The sequence below is a fragment of the Sediminitomix flava genome, assembly GCF_003149185.1.
Lineage (GTDB): Bacteria > Bacteroidota > Bacteroidia > Cytophagales > Flammeovirgaceae > Sediminitomix > Sediminitomix flava.
Genome location: NZ_QGDO01000002.1, coordinates 636,665 through 655,499, shown reverse-complemented (window position 1 = coordinate 655,499; position 18,835 = coordinate 636,665). Strand labels below are relative to the sequence as shown.

Annotated in this window: 15 protein-coding genes and 1 tRNA gene; 6 read left to right on the top strand and 10 right to left on the bottom strand. The window is 35.2% G+C overall.

Annotated features, from left to right (window positions below):
- Positions 1-88 precede the first annotated feature (88 nt).
- Positions 89-844, top strand: a complete 756-nt coding sequence (locus tag BC781_RS09795; RefSeq protein ID WP_158281436.1) for an MBL fold metallo-hydrolase — start codon at positions 89-91, stop codon at positions 842-844.
- 50 nt (positions 845-894) lie between these two features.
- Here BC781_RS09795 and BC781_RS09790 read toward each other — a convergent pair whose 3' ends face one another.
- The 9 genes from BC781_RS09790 to BC781_RS09750 form a co-directional block, all read right to left on the bottom strand.
- Complete coding sequence (locus BC781_RS09790) at positions 895-1,656, bottom strand: helix-turn-helix transcriptional regulator (protein WP_109617067.1); 762 nt, start codon at positions 1,654-1,656, stop codon at positions 895-897.
- Between the two features lie 175 nt (positions 1,657-1,831).
- Positions 1,832-2,647 carry a DUF4249 family protein gene (locus BC781_RS09785; RefSeq protein ID WP_109617065.1) on the bottom strand — a complete coding sequence of 272 codons (816 nt, stop codon included), beginning with the start codon at positions 2,645-2,647 and terminating at the stop codon, positions 1,832-1,834.
- 12 nt (positions 2,648-2,659) lie between these two features.
- The gene (locus BC781_RS09780) at positions 2,660-5,371 is read right to left on the bottom strand and encodes a TonB-dependent receptor domain-containing protein (RefSeq protein WP_109617064.1); all 2,712 of its coding nucleotides are present in this window, start codon (positions 5,369-5,371) and stop codon (positions 2,660-2,662) included.
- A 155-nt stretch (positions 5,372-5,526) separates the two neighbouring features.
- The gene (locus BC781_RS09775; RefSeq protein ID WP_109617061.1) at positions 5,527-7,047 is read right to left on the bottom strand and encodes a DUF4301 family protein; all 1,521 of its coding nucleotides are present in this window, start codon (positions 7,045-7,047) and stop codon (positions 5,527-5,529) included.
- A 289-nt stretch (positions 7,048-7,336) separates the two neighbouring features.
- On the bottom strand, positions 7,337-9,526 hold the full coding sequence (gene porW, locus BC781_RS09770) for a type IX secretion system periplasmic lipoprotein PorW/SprE (protein WP_146201665.1): 2,190 nt from the start codon (positions 9,524-9,526) through the stop codon (positions 7,337-7,339).
- Positions 9,527-9,643: 117 nt separating this feature from the next.
- Positions 9,644-10,339 carry a VC0807 family protein gene (locus BC781_RS09765; RefSeq protein ID WP_109617058.1) on the bottom strand — a complete coding sequence of 232 codons (696 nt, stop codon included), beginning with the start codon at positions 10,337-10,339 and terminating at the stop codon, positions 9,644-9,646.
- Positions 10,340-10,366: 27 nt separating this feature from the next.
- On the bottom strand, positions 10,367-12,226 hold the full coding sequence (locus BC781_RS09760) for a DNA topoisomerase IV subunit B (protein ID WP_109617056.1): 1,860 nt from the start codon (positions 12,224-12,226) through the stop codon (positions 10,367-10,369).
- 182 nt (positions 12,227-12,408) lie between these two features.
- Entirely contained in the window at positions 12,409-13,020 is a 612-nt protein-coding gene (locus BC781_RS09755) for a C40 family peptidase (RefSeq protein ID WP_109617054.1), read from the bottom strand.
- A gap of 455 nt (positions 13,021-13,475) precedes the next feature.
- On the bottom strand, positions 13,476-13,997 hold the full coding sequence (locus BC781_RS09750; protein ID WP_109617053.1) for a hypothetical protein: 522 nt from the start codon (positions 13,995-13,997) through the stop codon (positions 13,476-13,478).
- 324 nt (positions 13,998-14,321) lie between these two features.
- On the opposite strand from BC781_RS09750, the gene BC781_RS09745 reads away from it, so the two are divergent.
- Both BC781_RS09745 and purE read left to right on the top strand, forming a co-directional pair.
- Positions 14,322-14,810: a hypothetical protein gene (locus BC781_RS09745; RefSeq protein WP_109617052.1), complete on the top strand. Its 489-nt coding sequence runs from the start codon at positions 14,322-14,324 to the stop codon at positions 14,808-14,810.
- 112 nt (positions 14,811-14,922) lie between these two features.
- Complete coding sequence (gene purE, locus BC781_RS09740) at positions 14,923-15,441, top strand: 5-(carboxyamino)imidazole ribonucleotide mutase (RefSeq protein ID WP_109617051.1); 519 nt, start codon at positions 14,923-14,925, stop codon at positions 15,439-15,441.
- Between the two features lie 64 nt (positions 15,442-15,505).
- Here purE and BC781_RS09735 read toward each other — a convergent pair whose 3' ends face one another.
- Entirely contained in the window at positions 15,506-16,342 is an 837-nt protein-coding gene (locus BC781_RS09735; RefSeq protein WP_109617050.1) for a DUF3108 domain-containing protein, read from the bottom strand.
- 269 nt (positions 16,343-16,611) lie between these two features.
- On the opposite strand from BC781_RS09735, the gene BC781_RS09730 reads away from it, so the two are divergent.
- The 3 genes from BC781_RS09730 (at position 16,612) to BC781_RS09720 (ending at position 18,831) form a co-directional block, all read left to right on the top strand.
- Positions 16,612-17,379: a TatD family hydrolase gene (locus BC781_RS09730; RefSeq protein ID WP_109617049.1), complete on the top strand. Its 768-nt coding sequence runs from the start codon at positions 16,612-16,614 to the stop codon at positions 17,377-17,379.
- A gap of 40 nt (positions 17,380-17,419) precedes the next feature.
- On the top strand, positions 17,420-18,526 hold the full coding sequence (locus BC781_RS09725; protein ID WP_245935603.1) for an asparaginase: 1,107 nt from the start codon (positions 17,420-17,422) through the stop codon (positions 18,524-18,526).
- A gap of 220 nt (positions 18,527-18,746) precedes the next feature.
- Positions 18,747-18,831: transfer RNA gene (locus tag BC781_RS09720), tRNA-Ser, on the top strand.
- The last annotated feature ends 4 nt before the right edge of the window (positions 18,832-18,835 follow it).

The following is an 18,835-nucleotide window of genomic DNA, read 5'->3' as shown; positions in this document are numbered from 1 at the left end:
GCTTTTTTGACCTTTGTACTCAAGAATATTAGCTAGCTTTTGAGTGAATAAGCTGCTATTCAGTTGTGTTACATAATTCATGAAAGTCATGTCAAAAACAGATATTCAATTAATTAGAAATGCTTCACTAAAAATCTCATACGCTGGAAAAACCTTTTTGGTAGACCCTATGCTTGGAGCGAAAAATAGCATGATGTCTTTTGTCGATCCCTCACAAAATTTGAACCCGACAGTTGATCTAACACTGGATGTTAAAGACATTTTGGAAGGAGTAGATGCAATTTTATTAACGCATGCTCATCCAGATCATCTAGACCCAACAGCAATAGAACTTCTTGATAAAAATCTTCCGATTTACATTCAGAGCTTTGATACAGAAGGGGTAACAAATGCAGGTTTCCAAAATATTGTAACTGTTACTGACTCGGCAGAATTTGAAGGTGTGGATATCGCACGAACAGTAGGGAAGCATGGACCTAGCCATGTTTTAGAGATGTTGGGAGAGGTTTCTGGTTTTGTACTAACTGCAACAGGTGCACCGTCTATTTATATAGTTGGAGATTGTTTGTGGGATAGTGGTATCGAAGCGCAGTTAGAAAAGCATAATCCAGATATTGTGATTACAAATTCTGGTGGAGCTATTTTCATGGGGAAAGACAGAATCTTGATGGATGAAGAAGAGACTGTAAAAGTGGCTAGAAAGTTACCGAATGCAAAAGTAATTGCAACGCACATTGAATCTTTAGATCATTGCCAAGTGACAAGAGAAAGCCTAGCTAAAAAAGCGAAGGAAGAGGGAGTAGAGGTTTTAATTCCAAAAGATGGGGAAGTAATCACCCTTTAAGAAAGATACTCCCCAATAGACTTTATAAAAAGCTATTGGGGAGTAGTATTTTAGTCGATAGGATTATTCTCAATTAACTTTAATAACTCGGCTATTTTATTCACTCCCAGCTTTCGATAAATGTTTTTAATGTGAGTTCCAACTGTGTGAGAGGATACAAACTGAAGTTCTGCGATTTCCTTTCTAGACCGTCCTTCTTTTAAAAGTTTAATAATCTCTTTCTCAGTTTTTGTGAGGGGTAGAGTATTATATCCAATTTTTTTGTCAAAGATAACTTCTTGTTTTTTCTCTAGTTTAATTCTTACAATTCCGCTAACTCCTTCAAATTCTGTATTAGATTCTAAACAAACACCCGAAGAAAGTATAGGACGACCTTGTTCGTCTAGTTTAGCATATGAACTATATTCTGTGATAGGGACAAGTTCTCCTGTTTTTTTATTCTTAAAGTGATAGCCTAGTTCAAAAATTGCTTCTTTCATCAATTCTGGAGGCAATTCTGTCACCACTTTATTCATTTTGGGAAAAAGCTCTTCGGTTAGTAGTTTAAAGGATTTTTCATAAAGTAACTCCTGTAATATTGCTGTTCCTTTTTCTAAAAAATCCTCTGCTGTAAACCCAGATACAGACTCTGCATATTCACTTACGAATTCATATTGTTGAGTTTGTAAATTGAGAATATAAAAAAGCATATTTGAAACAATTCCCATTTGTGCAGCTGGGTGGAATTGTTGTAAAATATCCTTAAGCTCTTCTTCACTGATCCCCGATTCGCTTTTTAGCTCCTTAAGGTACTTTTCGTAGACTTCTTGCATGATTAACTAAAAAAATATGAGTCGATGCTAATTTTGAATTGGAATCCAAATTAGTAAAAAAGTCTATTGATGCATAGTTATCATCTAATGTTGATTGATAATGGATGAATAAAATCTACTAACAATGCATAAACTATCAATAGTATTATTTAGTTAATAGGTTTGAGGTTAAATTTTATTCGATTGTTTGTTTAACTTCTACTTCTGAAGACCAAATTGAAAATGTTGCAAAGATTCCTTGTCCATTCTCAATATTTGAAGCTGCTGGTGTGAGATTCATTTCATTCTCTCTTTGACTTTGAATAAAATCAATGTACTCATCAGTGACTGTAAGTAAACTAATTTGATATGTTGAAAAATAAGGGAAATCCTCAGGACGGATATTTATTGAGGTGCCGTCTGTGAGTATGGTAGGGAAGTCTTCTTGGATAAAGGAAGAACTTTCATCTACGAGTGGAGTGAGTTTCGTTGTATCTGGCTCCAAGTTTAAAATTTGATATGAATGCGTAATAACATCTTCATTTTCCCATGTCAATTCTATAGCGTCGAGTGCATTCCAATAACTTGTCTCATCGGTTCCATAAATCTTCGGACCTTGAATATATTGCGTTGAAATATTCGGAGTGCTAGGTGTGTTAGGTACAATTGAAGTTGCACTAACAATTTTGCCTTCATATTCGAAGTAGAGTTTTAATTTATCTCCTGCATTAACTTCAATAGCAGAATTGGAATAAGAATACTTGTCTCCTTTCGGTTTTTCTAGTAAGAATACATTTTCGTTTTGTTCGATATAGATATCTAAATCATTGAGATATTGAGTACCGATAGTTGAGTCAGTATACGAATAAGGTAAACTGACTTTGACATCTTCTACAGGTAAGCCTGTATAAACAAAAGCTTCAACGACAGGAATCTGAGGTAATGGTTCTACTCCTTCGTCAATATTACAGGCGAAAAGTAAGAGTAAAAGGATATGGTTTAAGTATCTCATTGCTTGTTCAGTTTAGAAATAGAGTGTTAGGAAAACGTTTGGAGTGAAGCCTAGCATGTTTACATCAGTTTCTACAATCTCTTCATCAACGATTTGGAATTCTTTATACCAAATATTGTCATTATCATAGACATTGAAGATTGACATTCCAATGTCCCCTTTGGTCTTATTCCCTAGTTTGAAATGATAGGTTGCTGAAAGATCCATTCTATGATAATTTGGTAGGCGGTTTATGTTTTTCTGCCCAGCTACAAAATAAGTATTGGTATTTCCATCGGGAAGAGTTATATCGTATGCTCCTTCTGGGGCTGTATAAGGTTTTCCGGTCGCAAAAATCCAAGTAGCTCCAAAGTCCCATTTTCTCCATTTATAACTTGTGACGAGTTTTACTTCATGTGTTTGATCATGTGAAGCGTAGAACGCTCTGTCTGCTAATTCGTCAAAATCATAGATTACTTGTCCAAGGGTATAGGTTAACCAACCTGTGAAATTTCCTTCTTTTTTTTGAATCAAAAAGTCAAGACCTCTAGCCACGCCATTTCCTTGATAGAAGAATTCATCGTAATCTTCTGAGCTAGTTTCAGGACCTCTTTGTACGTAAAGGTTATATTCTGTAAGCCCATTTAGTTTTTTGTAATAGCCTTCTATATCAAAAAGGTATTTTGGAGTTTCATAGCTGATACCACCAATGAAATGTTGAGCTTTTGTCACAGATACATTTTCATCATCAGCTAAAAGCCAGAATTCAGAGTCACCGGTAAATACATCACTACGTACAACTTGATTCATGTATTGATTGTAAATACCCCAAGAACCTTTAATTTTCCAACGGTCTGTGATTTTGTAAGTACTCGATAAACGTGGTTCTATATACCATTGATCCGTACCATTATAGTAAGTCGTTCTGATTCCTGGCTTTAAATTCCATTTATCATTGATTTTCATATCATCTTCAAGATAAATAGCAGTTGTCATTCCTTGTTTATCTTCATTGACCACATCTAATGAATCATTAAGCTGATATAAATAATTGACATCATTTAGGGTTACTTGTGCTCCAAATTTCAAGGTGTTGGATGCATTTAACTGGTATTCGTTGTCCTGCCTGAGTGTCAGATCTTGGAGTACATTATACTCTACAAAACCTCTAGTGGTTTCTTCATCATCATCAGGACGACGCATTGTGCGTAGGTTATTAATGTCTTTGAAGTATTGTGAGTAAGAAAGTGAGGAATTACTAAACCATTTTTCATTCCATTGACGCCCCCATTTCATACTTGCACCATAATTACCCCATTCTTGGCTGTTTTCATTTTGAGAACTAAATGAAAATCCTCCTCCATCAAAATTATTTTGTAATTCATCTTTACCATGGTAAAAAGACATGGTGATCACATCTTTTTCTGTAGGGTGTAAATATAGTTTTGTATTTAGGTCGTAGAATGAAAATGTAGGCTCTACGGATTGCCTAGATCTATTGAAACCACCGCCATCTGGTCCTCCGCTTGGAGCCCCAGGAGGTGGTGTTATTTCATCGGGTGTAGATGTGTTCAGATCAAAGATATCTTGGTATAAGCCAGATTGTAGAATCTCAGCGTATGACTTTCTTCCTGCAACAATTAAAGAAGCTTTATTACCTAAAGGAATTTCCATAGTTGCATTGGCTGATAGTAAGCTTAACCCGGTAGTGAGTGAAAAGTCTTCAGTATTACCATTTTTTCCTGTTATGTCTACCACGCTTGAAACTCTACCTCCATACTCTGCTCCAAAACCACCTTTATAGAGCTGAACATCTTTAATGGTATTGGGATTAAAGGCACTAAAAAAACCGTAAAAATGACCGACATGATAGATGTTCATCCCATCATAAAGAATTAAGTTTTGATCGGGAGTTCCTCCTCTAACATATAATCCTGCTGAGGTTTCGTTACTGCCACTTACTCCAGGTAAGAGTTGCATTGAACGGAAAATATCCCTTTCTCCTAAGCTTGGTAGGCTCGCCATTTTTTGTGGAGAGACTGAGATTTGACCAACATTTTGTGCGAGCTTCATCGCTTGCTGAATACCTTCATCTTCTACCACTACTTCTTGGAGAACTGTTTCATCAGGTTCTAAGTAGATTTCAATCTGATTTTTCTTGTTAAATAAAAATGGACGGAGTTGAATCCTTTTTGGCAGATAACCAAGGTAATAGACAATGATTTGAGATGTGTCTGAAGGGACATTCATGACTGAAAAGTGTCCATCAATATTCGTGACAGCTCCTTTTTGAGTACTCTCAATCATTACAGTAGCATTTGGGAGCAATTCGTTGGTTCCTTCTTCTTTTATGGTTCCTCGAAGTGTAAAATTGAATCGTGATGGTTGTATTTTTTTATTGATATCTTCTCCTTTTGGATAAATCAAGATTTTATTCCCATCAGAGACTTGATAGTTTAGTGTAGTATTTTCTAGTAGTTTCTGTATCACCTGCTCAAGATTCATGTTTTTAAAAAACTTGGGCGATAGCATCTCTTTACTTAAATTCTCTTTTTCATAGATAAAATCTAAGTTGTACTTTTCTTCAAGATCATTGAAAATCCGTTGAAGTGAGTACCCCATATACGTTTCTGTAATACTTAAATTATTTCGTTTCTGAGTAAAACCAGTTTGTGAAAGGAATATTAATCCTAAAGTAAAGATGGTAATGAGGTAGGTGTTTGTCTGTTCTTTTCGCTCGATCATCCTCTGTCAGTTTACTTTCAATTTTATTTGAAAACAAACCTAGTTATTAGAGAAAGTTTGTAAAAAACTAATCAACGAACGTATCGATTTTATCAATTAAAAATCTTCGATATTACAAAAGAGGCAATCTAAGTAGATTGCCTCTTTTGTGGTAATTAGGATAAGATAGGGTTGCCTATTGGCAAGTGTGCTTCATTGAGCAAGTCTGAAATACATTTTACTGGAGAAAAAGTCTGTTTTGGAACCTCTACAAAGATGGTGTTCCATCCTTCCATGCTTCCATTCCAAAGTCCGGGATGTTCTAATGCTTTTAGTGTTTTTCCTTTTTGTGATTTGATACTAATAAAACCCGTTTCAGGATTTCTGAATTCTTCCAAGTTAAATTTTTGACCTTTATGGTCTTTAATGGAGCAGACAATATCGACGGGATTGAAGTGCGTAGCTTCTGCGATTAAAGATTTATTAGTTGGGTTGCTTTCATCAATTTGAGCCATTTCGACAATTTGTAGTGAGCTAGAACCGTCTTTATGTTTAACCCAAAATGGACCACCTCCGGGTTGACCTTCGTTTTTAACCATACCACAAACTCTAATAGGTCTGTTTAGAATCTTATAAAGATACTTTTTCTTTTCTTCAAATGAGGTTGAATGATAAGAAGTCGGGAGGTTATAGAACTGATTTATTTTTTGCTCTACGTCCTTTAATTTTTCTTCAGTCAACTGATGTTGTTCAATCTTTTGAAGGGTCTCAAAAATTAAATTCTGATAGTGTACTAGAACTCCTGCTAATGTTTTCTTAGAGTTCGATACCGATTTACGCCATTCTTGATGCTGAACATTGTCAATATTCTTAATGAAAATAAGGTCGGCATTCAGTTTGTTGAGGTTGGACAGTAATGCACCATGACCTCCAGGCCTAAAGGTAATTTGCCCTATATGATTTCTGAATGGTTTATTATCTTCATCTACGGCTATTGTATCAGTGCCTGGTTGTTGAACAGAATAAGATAAGACTAATTTTTTTCCAAGCTCTTCAGCATATTTCGCTCTTAACTTCTTAATGGCATCCTTAAAGGTTAAGATGTGTTGAGAGGCTATTGTAAAATGGATTCTGATGTAGTCATCTTTATCTAGCATATAGCTAACACTCTCAAGCAATTGTTCTTCAATAGCTAAACGAGTTTCTTCTTCTTCATAATTATGGAAGCTCAACAAACCCTTAGGTAAGTTTCCATAATTCATGTCTTCAAGAAGTGTAGTGAAAATTGGGGCGTAATCTTGAGTCTCTAATAGCTCATCAAGTTGTAATCCTTTGTTGTCGAGTACTTTCTTTAATTGAGGGTAAAAGGCGAATTTTTTTAAGTTAGTGATGATTCTGTCTATTGTGTCTTGGTGATCTCTACAATCTAGCCAAGCAAATACTTGTTTAAACATCCGGCTTGCAGCACCTGAAGCTGGTACAAATTTCTCAACTTTGCCAAAGAAGTCATTTTCATAGGTTGAAATAAAATCTTCGGCTTCTTCTTCAGTGAGCGAAAGAATACCATTTTTAATGGTTGCTGCTTTTTGGAGTTGTAAGTGAGGAAAGCCTTTTTCAAACAGCAGTAGTTGCTGCCTTATTTGGTTTTGGCTTAATCCTTTTGATGTTAATTGTTGTAAATCTTTGTTTAGTAGCATACATCTACAAGTAAGGGTTTTAAAATTGAAGCAGGCGTATTCGCAATGTTAGCTTTAAGCAAATGTGAAAATTCTTTGACGAAGAAAAAAATGAATATTTGCTACTTTCTAACAATGCTAACGAAGTGGTAATTTTTTGTGAGGAGTAAATTAGATAATACAGATTATAAATATTCCTTAGGTGTTTTCTATTTAAAAAACATCTAAGGAATATTATATCAGTAAATAAAAAAGTACTAAGGGCTAATTTTCGCTTAGCTTAATAAAAAATAGGTTAAGATCGATTTGATTAATATCTACCTGGTATTCTAGGCTTTTTCAAATCATCTTCTGAAATATCATCAAGAAGAGCTTGGGCATATGGTTTTAAATCACTTTCAGGAAACTCGGTAATGAAACCGTTTAATGCTTCCATATATGGTTCGAAGTAGATAGATGTTTTACCAACAATAACTACTTGAAGAAGTCTAATTTTATCAATGATAGAAGATTCTTGACCAATTGTGACTAATTCTTCAATCTTTTCATTGGCAAGTTTATAATCTTTCGCTTTATAAGTCTTGAAAGCATCTTCATAACGCTGAATGATCTCTCTTTCAGCTATGTTTTTATTCTTCACATAGTCAGGATCTTCAACTATCTTGGCATAGAAAGACGAAGGGTAAAGGTCCGCTAAAATACTTTCATAGTAACTAGGGTCACAGCTAAGCTCTTTTTGACAACTTAGGTAAAGAATGTAAGCTGCTTCAGCTCCAAATTCACTTTCAGGATATCTGTCAAAAATATTTTGAGCCGTACTCTGTGCTTCTGTAATTGACTTAAAACGATAGAGGTAAACTTTCTCTAAATTGAAGAAAGCCTCTTGTAATTTCACTTCAATTTCAGTTAAAGATTCTTCTGTCTGAGGAATTTCAGCTAATCTATCTTCAAGTGATTTTACGTTAGCAAAAAGATCAGCTTCTGCTTTTTGTTCTTTTTTTGATTTCTTTTCCTCAGTTTTTACGATTGTATTTTGTGAACTTGATCTTTGAATCACACTAGATCTTCTCCAGTTATCTCCTAAAGCTCTATTTCCCCAAGTACGTAAGAATTGTGTTTTACCTGATACAACAGATTTTGAATTATAGAAGTACCAAGCAGTAGATTCGTCCTTAGATACTATAAGTTCATTTGTCGTTTCAGGCTTTTTATTTTTGGTCTCACGGATGATATCATACTCTATTTTTTTCAGAATATCATCTTTTTCGAGTTTGATTTCTTTCTTTAGATAAACTTCACGTTGAGCATCAGACATCGCATACAAATTTAGCAATCGTTCTTGTTGCTCAATTTCAGATGTATATTTTGCTAATTCCGTAAGATTTGATGAAAGAACAGAATCTTCTTGATACTGATAGTATGTTTTTGGCAAAACATTAATCGCACTATCATAATATAAAGCTGCCTTTGGGTAGTCGCTCAAGGTATAATAATAGGATTTACCCATCTCCAAATACGCATATCCTTTTAAATTAGGATTGCTTGTATTTGTCTGAACAGACTCATTGTAAAGATTTAAAGCTTTCTCAAGTTCTCCTTGATTTAGCTCGAAGGCAGCCATCTCAAAATAAATTCGATCCCTCAATTCAAAGTTCTTTTCTTCTTTCAACTGGCGATCAAAATACTTGTCTGCTTTTTCTACAAGTGCAGGGTCAGCAGAAGTTGTTAATTTCATTCGGCTAATTCTAGCCGAGAACTCCTGTAGATAATTTGCTTTCCCTTTTATGACTTTAAAGTAAGTTTTATAAGCTAATTCGTTATTTCCAGACTCTTCATAGAGTTGAGCTAGAATGTAATTATATCGGGTTCTTTTTAATTTATTTTTTTCAAGTGGAGTTGCAATAGCCATATGCTCCACTGCAAAATTGTATTTTCTCTTTTTGATGTAATGGTTAGCCATTACCAAGTGATACATTTTAGTGTTTTCACTATTGAATGGTTCAGGGACTTGGTTGATATGTTGTTTGATGAGGTCAAAGTTCCTCTTTTCATCTTTCTCATCATACATCCAAAGAAGCATGATTAAAGCTCCGTGTCTAGAGTTGGGGTCTTCGGTTTTTGCATTGATGAATTTGAATGTATTTAATGCATTTCCATAATCTTCTTCATAAAGTCGAGCTTTCCCGATCAGCAAGTAGCATTCGTCTACCCATTGACTTGTTTCATGAAATTTGATAGGACGTGAAGCTTTTTCAATGATATAATCAAATCCAGAAGCATAAGATTTGTTGATCGTACTATCAATAGAAGGTAGGACTTGAAGTACCTCGATGTAATCATCATTGATGTTCATCATCATGGAGTCTTCAATAGCTGTCATCCGTTGCTCAGCCAAAAAATGTGCATTGTAATGTGCAGCTGTATCATGATAGAATTTACAGCCTGTCATTAGAATGGCGATGAAAGAAATTATAATTAGATGAAATGGGACTCTATTCATAGTACACTTCATTAGATTTAACATCATGAAGATAAGGATTTTGTTTGATAGTCGAATTGAGTTAAAATACAAAAAGACTGTCAAACGGTGACAGTCTTTTTGCAAAGCCCAAGAGACTTAGTTTGTGCGCATCACTTCTTCTAGTTGAAGACCTGTACATTCTTTGATACTTTTGATCAAGTACCAAAGTGCAATCCCCATTACTATTGTAGAGGGAACCGCAATTACAGGGAAACTAAGCGCTGTCATTTGCCCTAGTTCCTCGTTGAATGCAACCGTTCCTGCAGGGCTTTTTACTAAATATCTTGCTAAGCCATAGTTTAAGGCTGCTGAAAGAAAGAATGAGCCAGCCAACATAACTGTAGCTGAGTCCAATTTTTTCTGAAAGTTTTCTATTTGGTTATTTTCACGAAGGTGAGTATCCACTTTATCAATATCCATGATTTGATCGTTGTAGATAAACTTTTTAACCAATGGATAAGATGTTTTCATCGAGATTAAAATTGCAATACCGAAAACAAGAGGAACAGCTGCTTCTTTGATTGCAATCCAGAATGGATCAAGTTCTAAAAGTCCGACAACTCCCGTTAGGAGAATACTGACAAAACCTAAAATAGAAAAGCCATTTACTTTTTTCTCCTTTGCAAAATCCCAAATACCATAACCAACAGGGAAAATTAGGGCTGCAATTAGTCCCATTTGAGGTCCTAAATATTGCTCATCACTTAGTTTTGACAATACCACTGTAGGTATAATGATATTGACTGCAATATTTATTAATGGGTTCTCTTTCTTTTGTTGTTCTTTGCTCATTGTATCTTTTTAAAAAAGTAGAAGCTGTTAAACAGCCTCTACTTCGTCTTTTTCAACTCTTAGGTTTTCTATAATAAACTTCTGTCTGTCTTGAGTATTTTTACCCATGTAGTAAGACAATAAGTTTTTGATAGAAACATCTTTATTTAAGATGATTGGCTCAAGACGGATGTTTTCACCGATAAAGTCTCCAAATTCGTCTGGAGAAATCTCACCCAATCCCTTAAATCGTGTAATTTCTGGCTTTGCTCCAAGTTTACCGACCGCAGCCATTTTTTCTTCTTCCGAATAACAATAAATTGTTTGTTTCTTGTTTCTGACACGGAATAATGGTGTTTCCAAAATGTAAACGTGTCCGTTTCGAACAAGGTCAGGGAAGAATTGAAGGAAGAACGTTAGCATCAACAAGCGGATGTGCATACCGTCGACATCGGCATCGGTAGCGATTACCACTTTGTTGTAACGTAAGCCTTCTAAACCGTCTTCAATATTCAAAGCGTGCTGAAGGAGGTTAAATTCCTCATTTTCATATACGACTTTTTTAGTCAGACTAAATGTGTTCAAAGGTTTACCTCTGAGTGAGAATACCGCTTGTGTTTTTGTATTTCTAGATTTAGTAATACTACCACTAGCAGAGTCTCCCTCGGTAATGAAGATCATCGTATTGTTTTTTTCTTCATCAGTCCCTTTTTTATCATTGTAGTGCGAACGGCAATCTCTCAATTTTTTATTGTGAAGATTAGCCTTTTTCGCTCTTTCATTGGCAATTTTCTTTACACCTGCAATTTCTTTACGCTCTCTTTCAGACTGAAGGATACGTTTAAGCATTGCTTGAGCAGTGTCAGGATTTTTGTGTAAGAAATCATCTAATTCTTTTTTGATGAAATCAACCACAAAAGAACGTACTGTCGGTGCATCAGGACCAATGTGCGTAGAACCTAACTTTGTTTTTGTTTGCGACTCAAAAACAGGTTCTTGAACTCTAATTGCAATGGCACCAGCTATTGATGCTCTGATATCTGTAGCATCAAAGTTTTTATTGAAGAATTCTCTTACGGCACGAACTACACCTTCACGAAGTGCTGCTTGGTGCGTACCACCTTGAGTAGTGTACTGTCCGTTTACGAAAGAATAATAGTCTTCACCGTATTGGTTGGTGTGCGTTAAAGCAACCTCAATATCATCTCCTTTAAGGTGAATAATTGGATAGCGAAGTGCATCTTCATCCAATTTTCTCATTAGAAGATCATAAAGACCATTTTTTGAATGGTATTTAACTCCGTTGAAATTAATTGTCAATCCAGCATTTAGGAAAGCATAATTCCAAACTTGGTCATCCAAAAACTCAGGGATGTAGCGGTAGTTCTTGAAAATAGTCTCATCGGGTTTGAATAAAACTCGTGTTCCATTTTTCTCAGAACTATCTACAATCTTATGATCTTTTGTCAGTTTACCTTGCTCGAATTCGGCTTCTTTCTTTTGCCCTTCACGAACAGAAATAACTTTAAAGTGATTGGAAAGTGCATTTACTGCTTTTGTACCGACACCATTCAGACCTACTGATTTCTGGAATGCAGAAGAATCATATTTTGCTCCAGTGTTGATTTTCGATACACAGTCGATGACCTTTCCTAATGGAATTCCTCTACCGTAATCGCGTATTTCAACCATCTCTTCTGTGATACGCATATCGATTTGCTTACCAAAGCCCATCATATGCTCATCAATAGAGTTGTCGATTACTTCTTTTACTAAGACATAAATTCCATCATCTGGTGATGTACCATCACCCAATTTTCCAATATACATCCCCGGACGCAAGCGAATATGTTCCCTTGGTTCCAGTGACTTAATACTATCTTCGGTATAATTATGATTTTCTGCCATACCCTAGTCTATCCTTCATCAATAGGTTGCCAATCATTTAAAGAGTGCTGATGTAAAAAAAGTTGATTTCATTAAAGGAATTTAGAAACTTTCTTTCCTTTTAGCTTAAAAGCGAATCATTGTCATCAGGCAAGTATCAAAACTAAGAAAAGAATCCAATTTCAGCAACCTTCAAAAAGTTGTTATAGTACTCTTCTTGCTTTGACAAATACTTTTTTGAAATAGCTGCTGTATAAATTATCTCTTGTAACTCCTCTGCTTGAAGACGCATGTATAAAAATTACCTCATTAGGCCCTTTTACTTCTTCAACTACGCCTACATGGGTTATTTTAGACCCACCAGGATAGGTAAAGAAAAGTAAATCACCTTCTTTGAGATCATTCATAGCCACAGCTGTCCCTTGTCTTGCTTGATCAGAGGAAACTCTTGGAAGTGCAATGCCGCCTTGTTTAAATGATACACACATCAAACCAGAGCAGTCAATTCCTGAGCGTGTATTCCCTCCATATTTATATTTAGTACCTAAAAAAGATTCAGCTTTTTTAAGAACAGGAGCAGCTTTTCCTGTCTTAGTTTTAGTCACTGTATTCTCTTTCAGAGTGCTATTGTCAAGTTTTGGTGCAGATACAGTTGTTAGATTTGTACCTTGTTTTTTGGCTTCCCTACGAGCTTGTTGAGCTTGGTAGGTGTAATGAGGAGAAGCGCAACTCGCAAAAATTGCAATGATAGTAATCACAGCCAATGAGTTGCTCCATTTTAAATGAATCTGGGGTAAATAAAATGTTTTCTTCATATCGCTGATTATCGTTTTTGTATTCTCCTTAAATCAAATTTTTAGCCAAGAAAAATTTGAGCAGCTTGAAGTTAATTAAATTATGACAATTCTTTCATGAGATTTCAATAAACAAAGATACATTAACGTGAAAAGGTTAATCATTTAATTGGAATGATTAACCTTTTTTAGAATTCTAGTATGCTTTCGATCGTTTTTTATTCAAAGAGAAAAGAAAAGGATAAAGAAAAAACAACTAAAAATGATGAAGTATCTATTTGTTTGAATATTCCGATTGTGTTTAGTTATAATGAAAATTATGGCTATAAATACATGAATAATGATGAAGAAGATTGATTGATATCCGAGGAAGGATAATAATGGTATAAGTGGAAAGTATGCTATTAAAATCAATTGTAGCATTCTTTCTGAGTTAAAGATCTTGTTCAGTTGTGTTTTCATCAAAGAGGAGAGAATTATCTGTTAGTATCTAATTGAGTCCTTAAATAAGGATTCTCGGCTAGTATTTTTTCAGCATTTCTAACTCTAAAATAGGCATAGAACAGAACCATTAGTATTAGTGCTTTCCATAATATTCCATTGAATAAGGCTATTGGTGAAATGAATAATACTAAGAGATATGATATGATCAGAATACTCAAAGGGATAATCAATGCTATTTTAGGCTTTTTTGTAGCAAGGAAAGAAGACGCAATAAAAATGAGACCTAGTACTACACTAATGCCGATCTCTGCATTGGACTGAATTCCAAAAGATGGAATGAAGGCTGCAAGAATGTAGAAAACTCCCCAAATAATAAGAATAATACGAGCTGCGATCAGGTTTTTGAGCGACTGTTTCACTTTGGACTTCTGGATGATTTGTTTAGCTCGGAATGCAGCTTGTTCTTGTTTACTCCCTCCTAAAGGGAATCCACAAGTATTACATATTTGAAGGTCTTCAGCTATCTGTGCTGTACAATTCTGACAATTATTCATGCTTAAGTGTGCTTTGGTTTAGTTTTCTCATGACAATTTAAATACTTGAAATGAAAAAGATCATATTTTAACGAAGGTTTGAATGTCCGAGAAGCCAAAAGCTAATGTTTCAAAAAGTTATCTTGGATTCAAACTAATTATTTGAATTTAATGGGATTTGAAGAAGGGTAATAGTTTTGGCGTATACTTTTTTATCTTTACAGATTTGTAAATTTAACTGATAACTAATTATCATTTTTTTATGTCAATTATAATGAAATCAAGGTCAGCTTTTTTCATCTTATTTTTTTCACTTTAACTAGATTCTCTTTCGCTCAAGAAGTCATGCAGAATGATGAACCCTCAAAATTTGGTATCGGGTTAGGGGCAGGGTGGAATGCTCCTTATGGAACAGGAGTACAACTAAATTTATCTGTCAGTCCTAATCTTGATCTGAACGCTGGAATAGGATTGAGTATGGCCGGAGCAAAAAGAGGTATTGGTACAAGATACTATTTTACGCCAAATGCGAATTCTGTTTTCTTAGGTGCTTCTATGTCTTGGAGTACAGGACTTGATAATTTAGAGGTAAATGTCAATGAAGAATATGGCTATTATATCCTTGAGGAAGGAAGTACTTTTCAATTTAGTGGTGGTTACAAATTTGATTTTGGGAAGCGTTTCATGATACTCAGTATGGGGTATGGTGTTCTGACGAGTGGGGGAGAAGCCGTATTCCAAGAGGGAGTCCAAGACATTACTCAAGATTTTGCAAATCTGATGTCTCCACGAGGGCTCGAAGTTTCTTGTACAATCGTTTTCAGAATTAATTGATTTGAGCCTTATTCTTTTCCTTAATTTCGAACTTGACCTTATTCGCTAGTGCTTAATACAAACTTTATTTTAGTTTTGCAGTAAAATTAATTAAACCATAGTTAATAAAGGTATGCAAGTAGGAATCATCATGGGGAGTCAATCAGACTTGAAAGTAATGTCTGATGCAGCTGCAGTTTTAGAAGAATTAGGCGTTGAGTTTGAATTGACAATTGTTTCAGCTCACCGTACACCAGAACGTTTGGTAGAATATGCTACGCAAGCAAGAGATAGAGGAATTAAAGCAATAATTGCAGGAGCAGGCGGAGCAGCTCACTTGCCAGGTATGGTCGCTTCTATGACTACACTTCCAGTTATTGGAGTTCCAGTGAAATCTAGTAATTCTATTGATGGTTGGGATTCTGTATTATCTATTCTACAAATGCCAGGTGGTGTTCCTGTAGCTACAGTAGCCTTAGATGGCGCCAAAAATGCCGGTATTCTGGCTGCCCAGATTGTTGGGGCTTTCGATGAAACTATTGCGGTGAATTTATTTAATTATAAAGAGCAGATGCGAGAAAAAGTCTTAGAGTCTGCTAAGGATATTGAAGAAAATGGCTGGAAACCAAAAACAATTGGTTTCAAGAAATAAAGTCTTTAGATAAATATAAAGCCTGACTTACAGATTGTAAGTCAGGCTTTTTTATGTTTTAGAATTATGATTTCTTCTTTTTCTTCTTCTTATGCTTTCCTAGTTTTTCAGGATATACCTTTTTGTAATCTACTAGGTTTATTTCTACATCACCTATAATTAGTGCTGCATTCACTTTGATTGGTACTTTATATTGATCGTCAGTCATCCAAAACTTGATAGGATGAACTCCTCTAAATAATGCATTCTCTGGCATGATAGGAGAGAAAATGTGAGATTCTATTCGACCAAAGTTTGAGAAAACTTTCTCCTTTCCTAAATATAAAATCTTGAATTCGTAAGCTTCATCTTCAAAAAAAGCATCCATCACAATAGTATCGCCTTTTGAGAAGTTTTCATATTCAAGAGTCCTGAGGTAGTAATAACCACTAATAAGGTCTTGAGAGCTTTTAGCAATATCGTACTCACCACTGTATGGTTTTCCTTTTTTATTCCCTTCAACTGTAGCTTTCTTCCTCTCGTGGTCAAAGATTGTAGTCTCTTTAAGGGTATAACTATTTTCCTTAATATCTCTATAAAACTTAAGCGGATGTATTTCGGCTGTATCTATAAATGTCTGCCATTTATCTTTGACTATTGTAGTCATACCAAAAATCCCAGTCGTTATTCCATCAACAGTAACATTATAACAAGGTCTGTCATTGACCATTGCTAGTTCTTTATCGAGTTGTATTGTGGCTTCTCCAGCATCCCAAAAAGCATAACTGATCACATATTTATATTTCTCACCATTTTTGAATTCTATGGTTTCATCTACTGGATATCTCCCCGCCTCTGATCCTATAAAATTGAAGCCTAATGAAATAAAGACTATAAAAGTAAAAAGACTGTATTTTTTCATGATTCATCGTTTGATGGTGTGCCTTCCTCTCGTTGAAAAAAGCATGCCCACATCCTTCCATTTAAGATTACTTTACAATTTAAGACAAATTTTATCTTTTCTCGAAAATGGATTAAGTGTTCATATGGATATTAAATTTTTGTAACGTTTCTACAAATTTCTTATACAAATTTCAATATAATGGATAATCTCATTTCATTAAAAAAAAGGATTTTTTTCATAATTATTCATTCCTTTTATTTGTCGAAATAGTTTAGGTCAAAAATACAATGATAGATACGCACGCACATATTTATTCAAGCAAGTTTGAAGACGACAGAGAACAAATGCTTGAGTTAGCTTTTTCGGAAGGAGTAAAAAAAATCTTCATGCCAAACATTGATCATGAGTCGATTGATGGGATGATGGAGTTGGAAGAAAAATATAAAGGAATCTGTTACTCAATGATGGGGCTTCACCCTTGTTCGGTGGGTAAGGATTTTGAAAAAGAACTTTATATCGTTGAAGATTGGCTTTCAAAACGAGAGTTTATTGCTGTTGGTGAAATGGGCTTAGACTTTTATTGGGATAAGACTTATATAGAACAGCAAAAAGAAGCTTTCCGAATTCAGGCTGAATGGGCCAAAAAATATGGGATTCCTTTAGTGATTCACAGTCGTGATGCAATGGCAGAAACTATAGAGTTGTTGGAAGAACTGAAAGATGATAAGCTTTTTGGTGTTCTTCATTGCTTTGCAGGAACAGCGGAAGAAGCCCAAAGACTTAAAGAATTAGACTTTAAAATAGGCTTGGGCGGTGTGATCACTTATAAAAATGGGGGTATGAATACAGTCGTTCCAGAAATAGATTTGAATGAAATCGTTTTGGAAACAGATTGTCCTTACTTGCCACCTGTACCTAAAAGAGGAAAACGTAATGAACCATCTTTTATCAAATATATAGCAGACAAGGTGAGTGATTACAAAGAAGTGTCAGTAGAAGAAGTAGAACGAATTACTACTGAAAACGCTTTAGCCTTATTTAGTAAGGCACAATAAAGGTAATACGATTAGATATCTTGATTCTTACTATCGAAAAATGACAAAGAGCATGTCTGTAGAATACTACAAAACCGTAAACATCAACACAACCAAACCAAACAGTTCTGGAACTTCAATTCTGATCATTTATACCGGAGGAACAATCGGGATGGATCACGATGCCGAAACAGGTAGTCTTGTCCCCTTTGATTTTGAGAAAATTATTGACAAAGTACCTGAGTTGAAAAGATTTGATTTGGGACTTACCGTAATTTCTTTTGACCCACTCCTAGATTCATCAGACGTAGGGGTGAATCATTGGGCTATTCTCTCTAGGCTGATTGAAGATTTTTATGATGATTATAGTGGTTTTGTAATATTACATGGAACAGACACCATGGCCTATACGGCTTCAGCTCTTTCTTTTATGCTAGAAAACTTGTCTAAACCTGTTATTCTTACAGGAGGGCAGTTACCAATCGGTTCTCCCCGTACCGATGCACGTGAGAATTTGATCTCTGCTTTAGAGATTGCTTCAACAACAGATGAGAAAGGAGATGCACTAGTTCAAGAGGTCTGTATTTGCTTTGACAACAAGCTTTTGAGAGGTAATAGAGCAAAAAAAGTACAGAATTTTAATTTTACTGCGTTCAAATCTTACAACTACCCAGCCCTAGCTGAAGCGGGTATTCATATAGAATATCAGCGAAATTTGCTGTTTAAACAAAAAGGAATCTTTAAAATATGCACTCAGATGGACGAAAACGTCATTATCCTGAAGTTATTTCCAGGAATGACCAAGTCTTATTTTGATGCATTGTTGAACACGCCGAATCTAAAAGGGGTTATTTTGGAAACGTTTGGTGCTGGAAATGCGCCTACCTTGCCTTGGGTAACTGAAGCCCTGAAAGCTGCAGTAGATAATGACATCGTAGTTGTCAATATCTCGCAATGTACAGGTGGAATGGTACAGCAAGGTTTGTATGCGGCAGGTTCACACTTGGAAGCTATCGGTGTAGTAGGAGGAGGCGATATGACTACAGAGGCTGCAATAACTAAACTGATGTATTTATTTGCGGTGTCAAAAAGTACAGAAGAAGTAAAAAAATGGATGCAGCTTTCTTTGAGAGGGGAACTGTCAGATAGTGAGAGATTTGTTGGATAATTAAGTGCTAAAATAGTTCCATTTAGTAATCTTATAAAGTATTAAAAATACCCTTGTAAATATTTTAATGCTTGCATGGATAAATTTTTATTGATTTATTTGTATGTTCATTTAAGTTAAAAAATATCAATGAATAGTACAAGGCTATCAAAATGTCTATAAATTGCACGAGGTAATCGTGATTTTAACGTTTCTAGATCGCCTTTACTAATTATATCAGAGAGAGGTGGCCGAGTGGTTTATGGCACACGTCTTGAACGCGTGTTGGCGCTTACGTCTCAAGGGTTCGAATCCCTTCCTCTTTGCTAT

Bases quoted from the DNA above. Each gene is read 5' to 3' on its own strand.
- purE (WP_109617051.1), top strand. From the start codon at position 14,923: ATGCAAGTAGGAATCATCATGGGGAGTCAATCAGACTTGAAAGTAATG.
- BC781_RS09730 (WP_109617049.1), top strand. From the start codon at position 16,612: ATGATAGATACGCACGCACATATTTATTCAAGCAAGTTTGAAGACGAC.
- BC781_RS09775 (WP_109617061.1), bottom strand. From the start codon at position 7,047: ATGCTACTAAACAAAGATTTACAACAATTAACATCAAAAGGATTAAGC.
- BC781_RS09725 (WP_245935603.1), top strand. From the start codon at position 17,420: ATGACAAAGAGCATGTCTGTAGAATACTACAAAACCGTAAACATCAAC.
- BC781_RS09755 (WP_109617054.1), bottom strand. From the start codon at position 13,020: ATGAAGAAAACATTTTATTTACCCCAGATTCATTTAAAATGGAGCAAC.
- BC781_RS09765 (WP_109617058.1), bottom strand. From the start codon at position 10,339: ATGAGCAAAGAACAACAAAAGAAAGAGAACCCATTAATAAATATTGCA.
- BC781_RS09750 (WP_109617053.1), bottom strand. From the start codon at position 13,997: ATGAATAATTGTCAGAATTGTACAGCACAGATAGCTGAAGACCTTCAA.
- porW (WP_146201665.1), bottom strand. From the start codon at position 9,526: ATGAATAGAGTCCCATTTCATCTAATTATAATTTCTTTCATCGCCATT.
- BC781_RS09780 (WP_109617064.1), bottom strand. From the start codon at position 5,371: ATGATCGAGCGAAAAGAACAGACAAACACCTACCTCATTACCATCTTT.
- BC781_RS09745 (WP_109617052.1), top strand. From the start codon at position 14,322: ATGCAGAATGATGAACCCTCAAAATTTGGTATCGGGTTAGGGGCAGGG.
- BC781_RS09795 (WP_158281436.1), top strand. From the start codon at position 89: ATGTCAAAAACAGATATTCAATTAATTAGAAATGCTTCACTAAAAATC.
- BC781_RS09760 (WP_109617056.1), bottom strand. From the start codon at position 12,226: ATGGCAGAAAATCATAATTATACCGAAGATAGTATTAAGTCACTGGAA.
- BC781_RS09735 (WP_109617050.1), bottom strand. From the start codon at position 16,342: ATGAAAAAATACAGTCTTTTTACTTTTATAGTCTTTATTTCATTAGGC.
- BC781_RS09790 (WP_109617067.1), bottom strand. From the start codon at position 1,656: ATGCAAGAAGTCTACGAAAAGTACCTTAAGGAGCTAAAAAGCGAATCG.
- BC781_RS09785 (WP_109617065.1), bottom strand. From the start codon at position 2,647: ATGAGATACTTAAACCATATCCTTTTACTCTTACTTTTCGCCTGTAAT.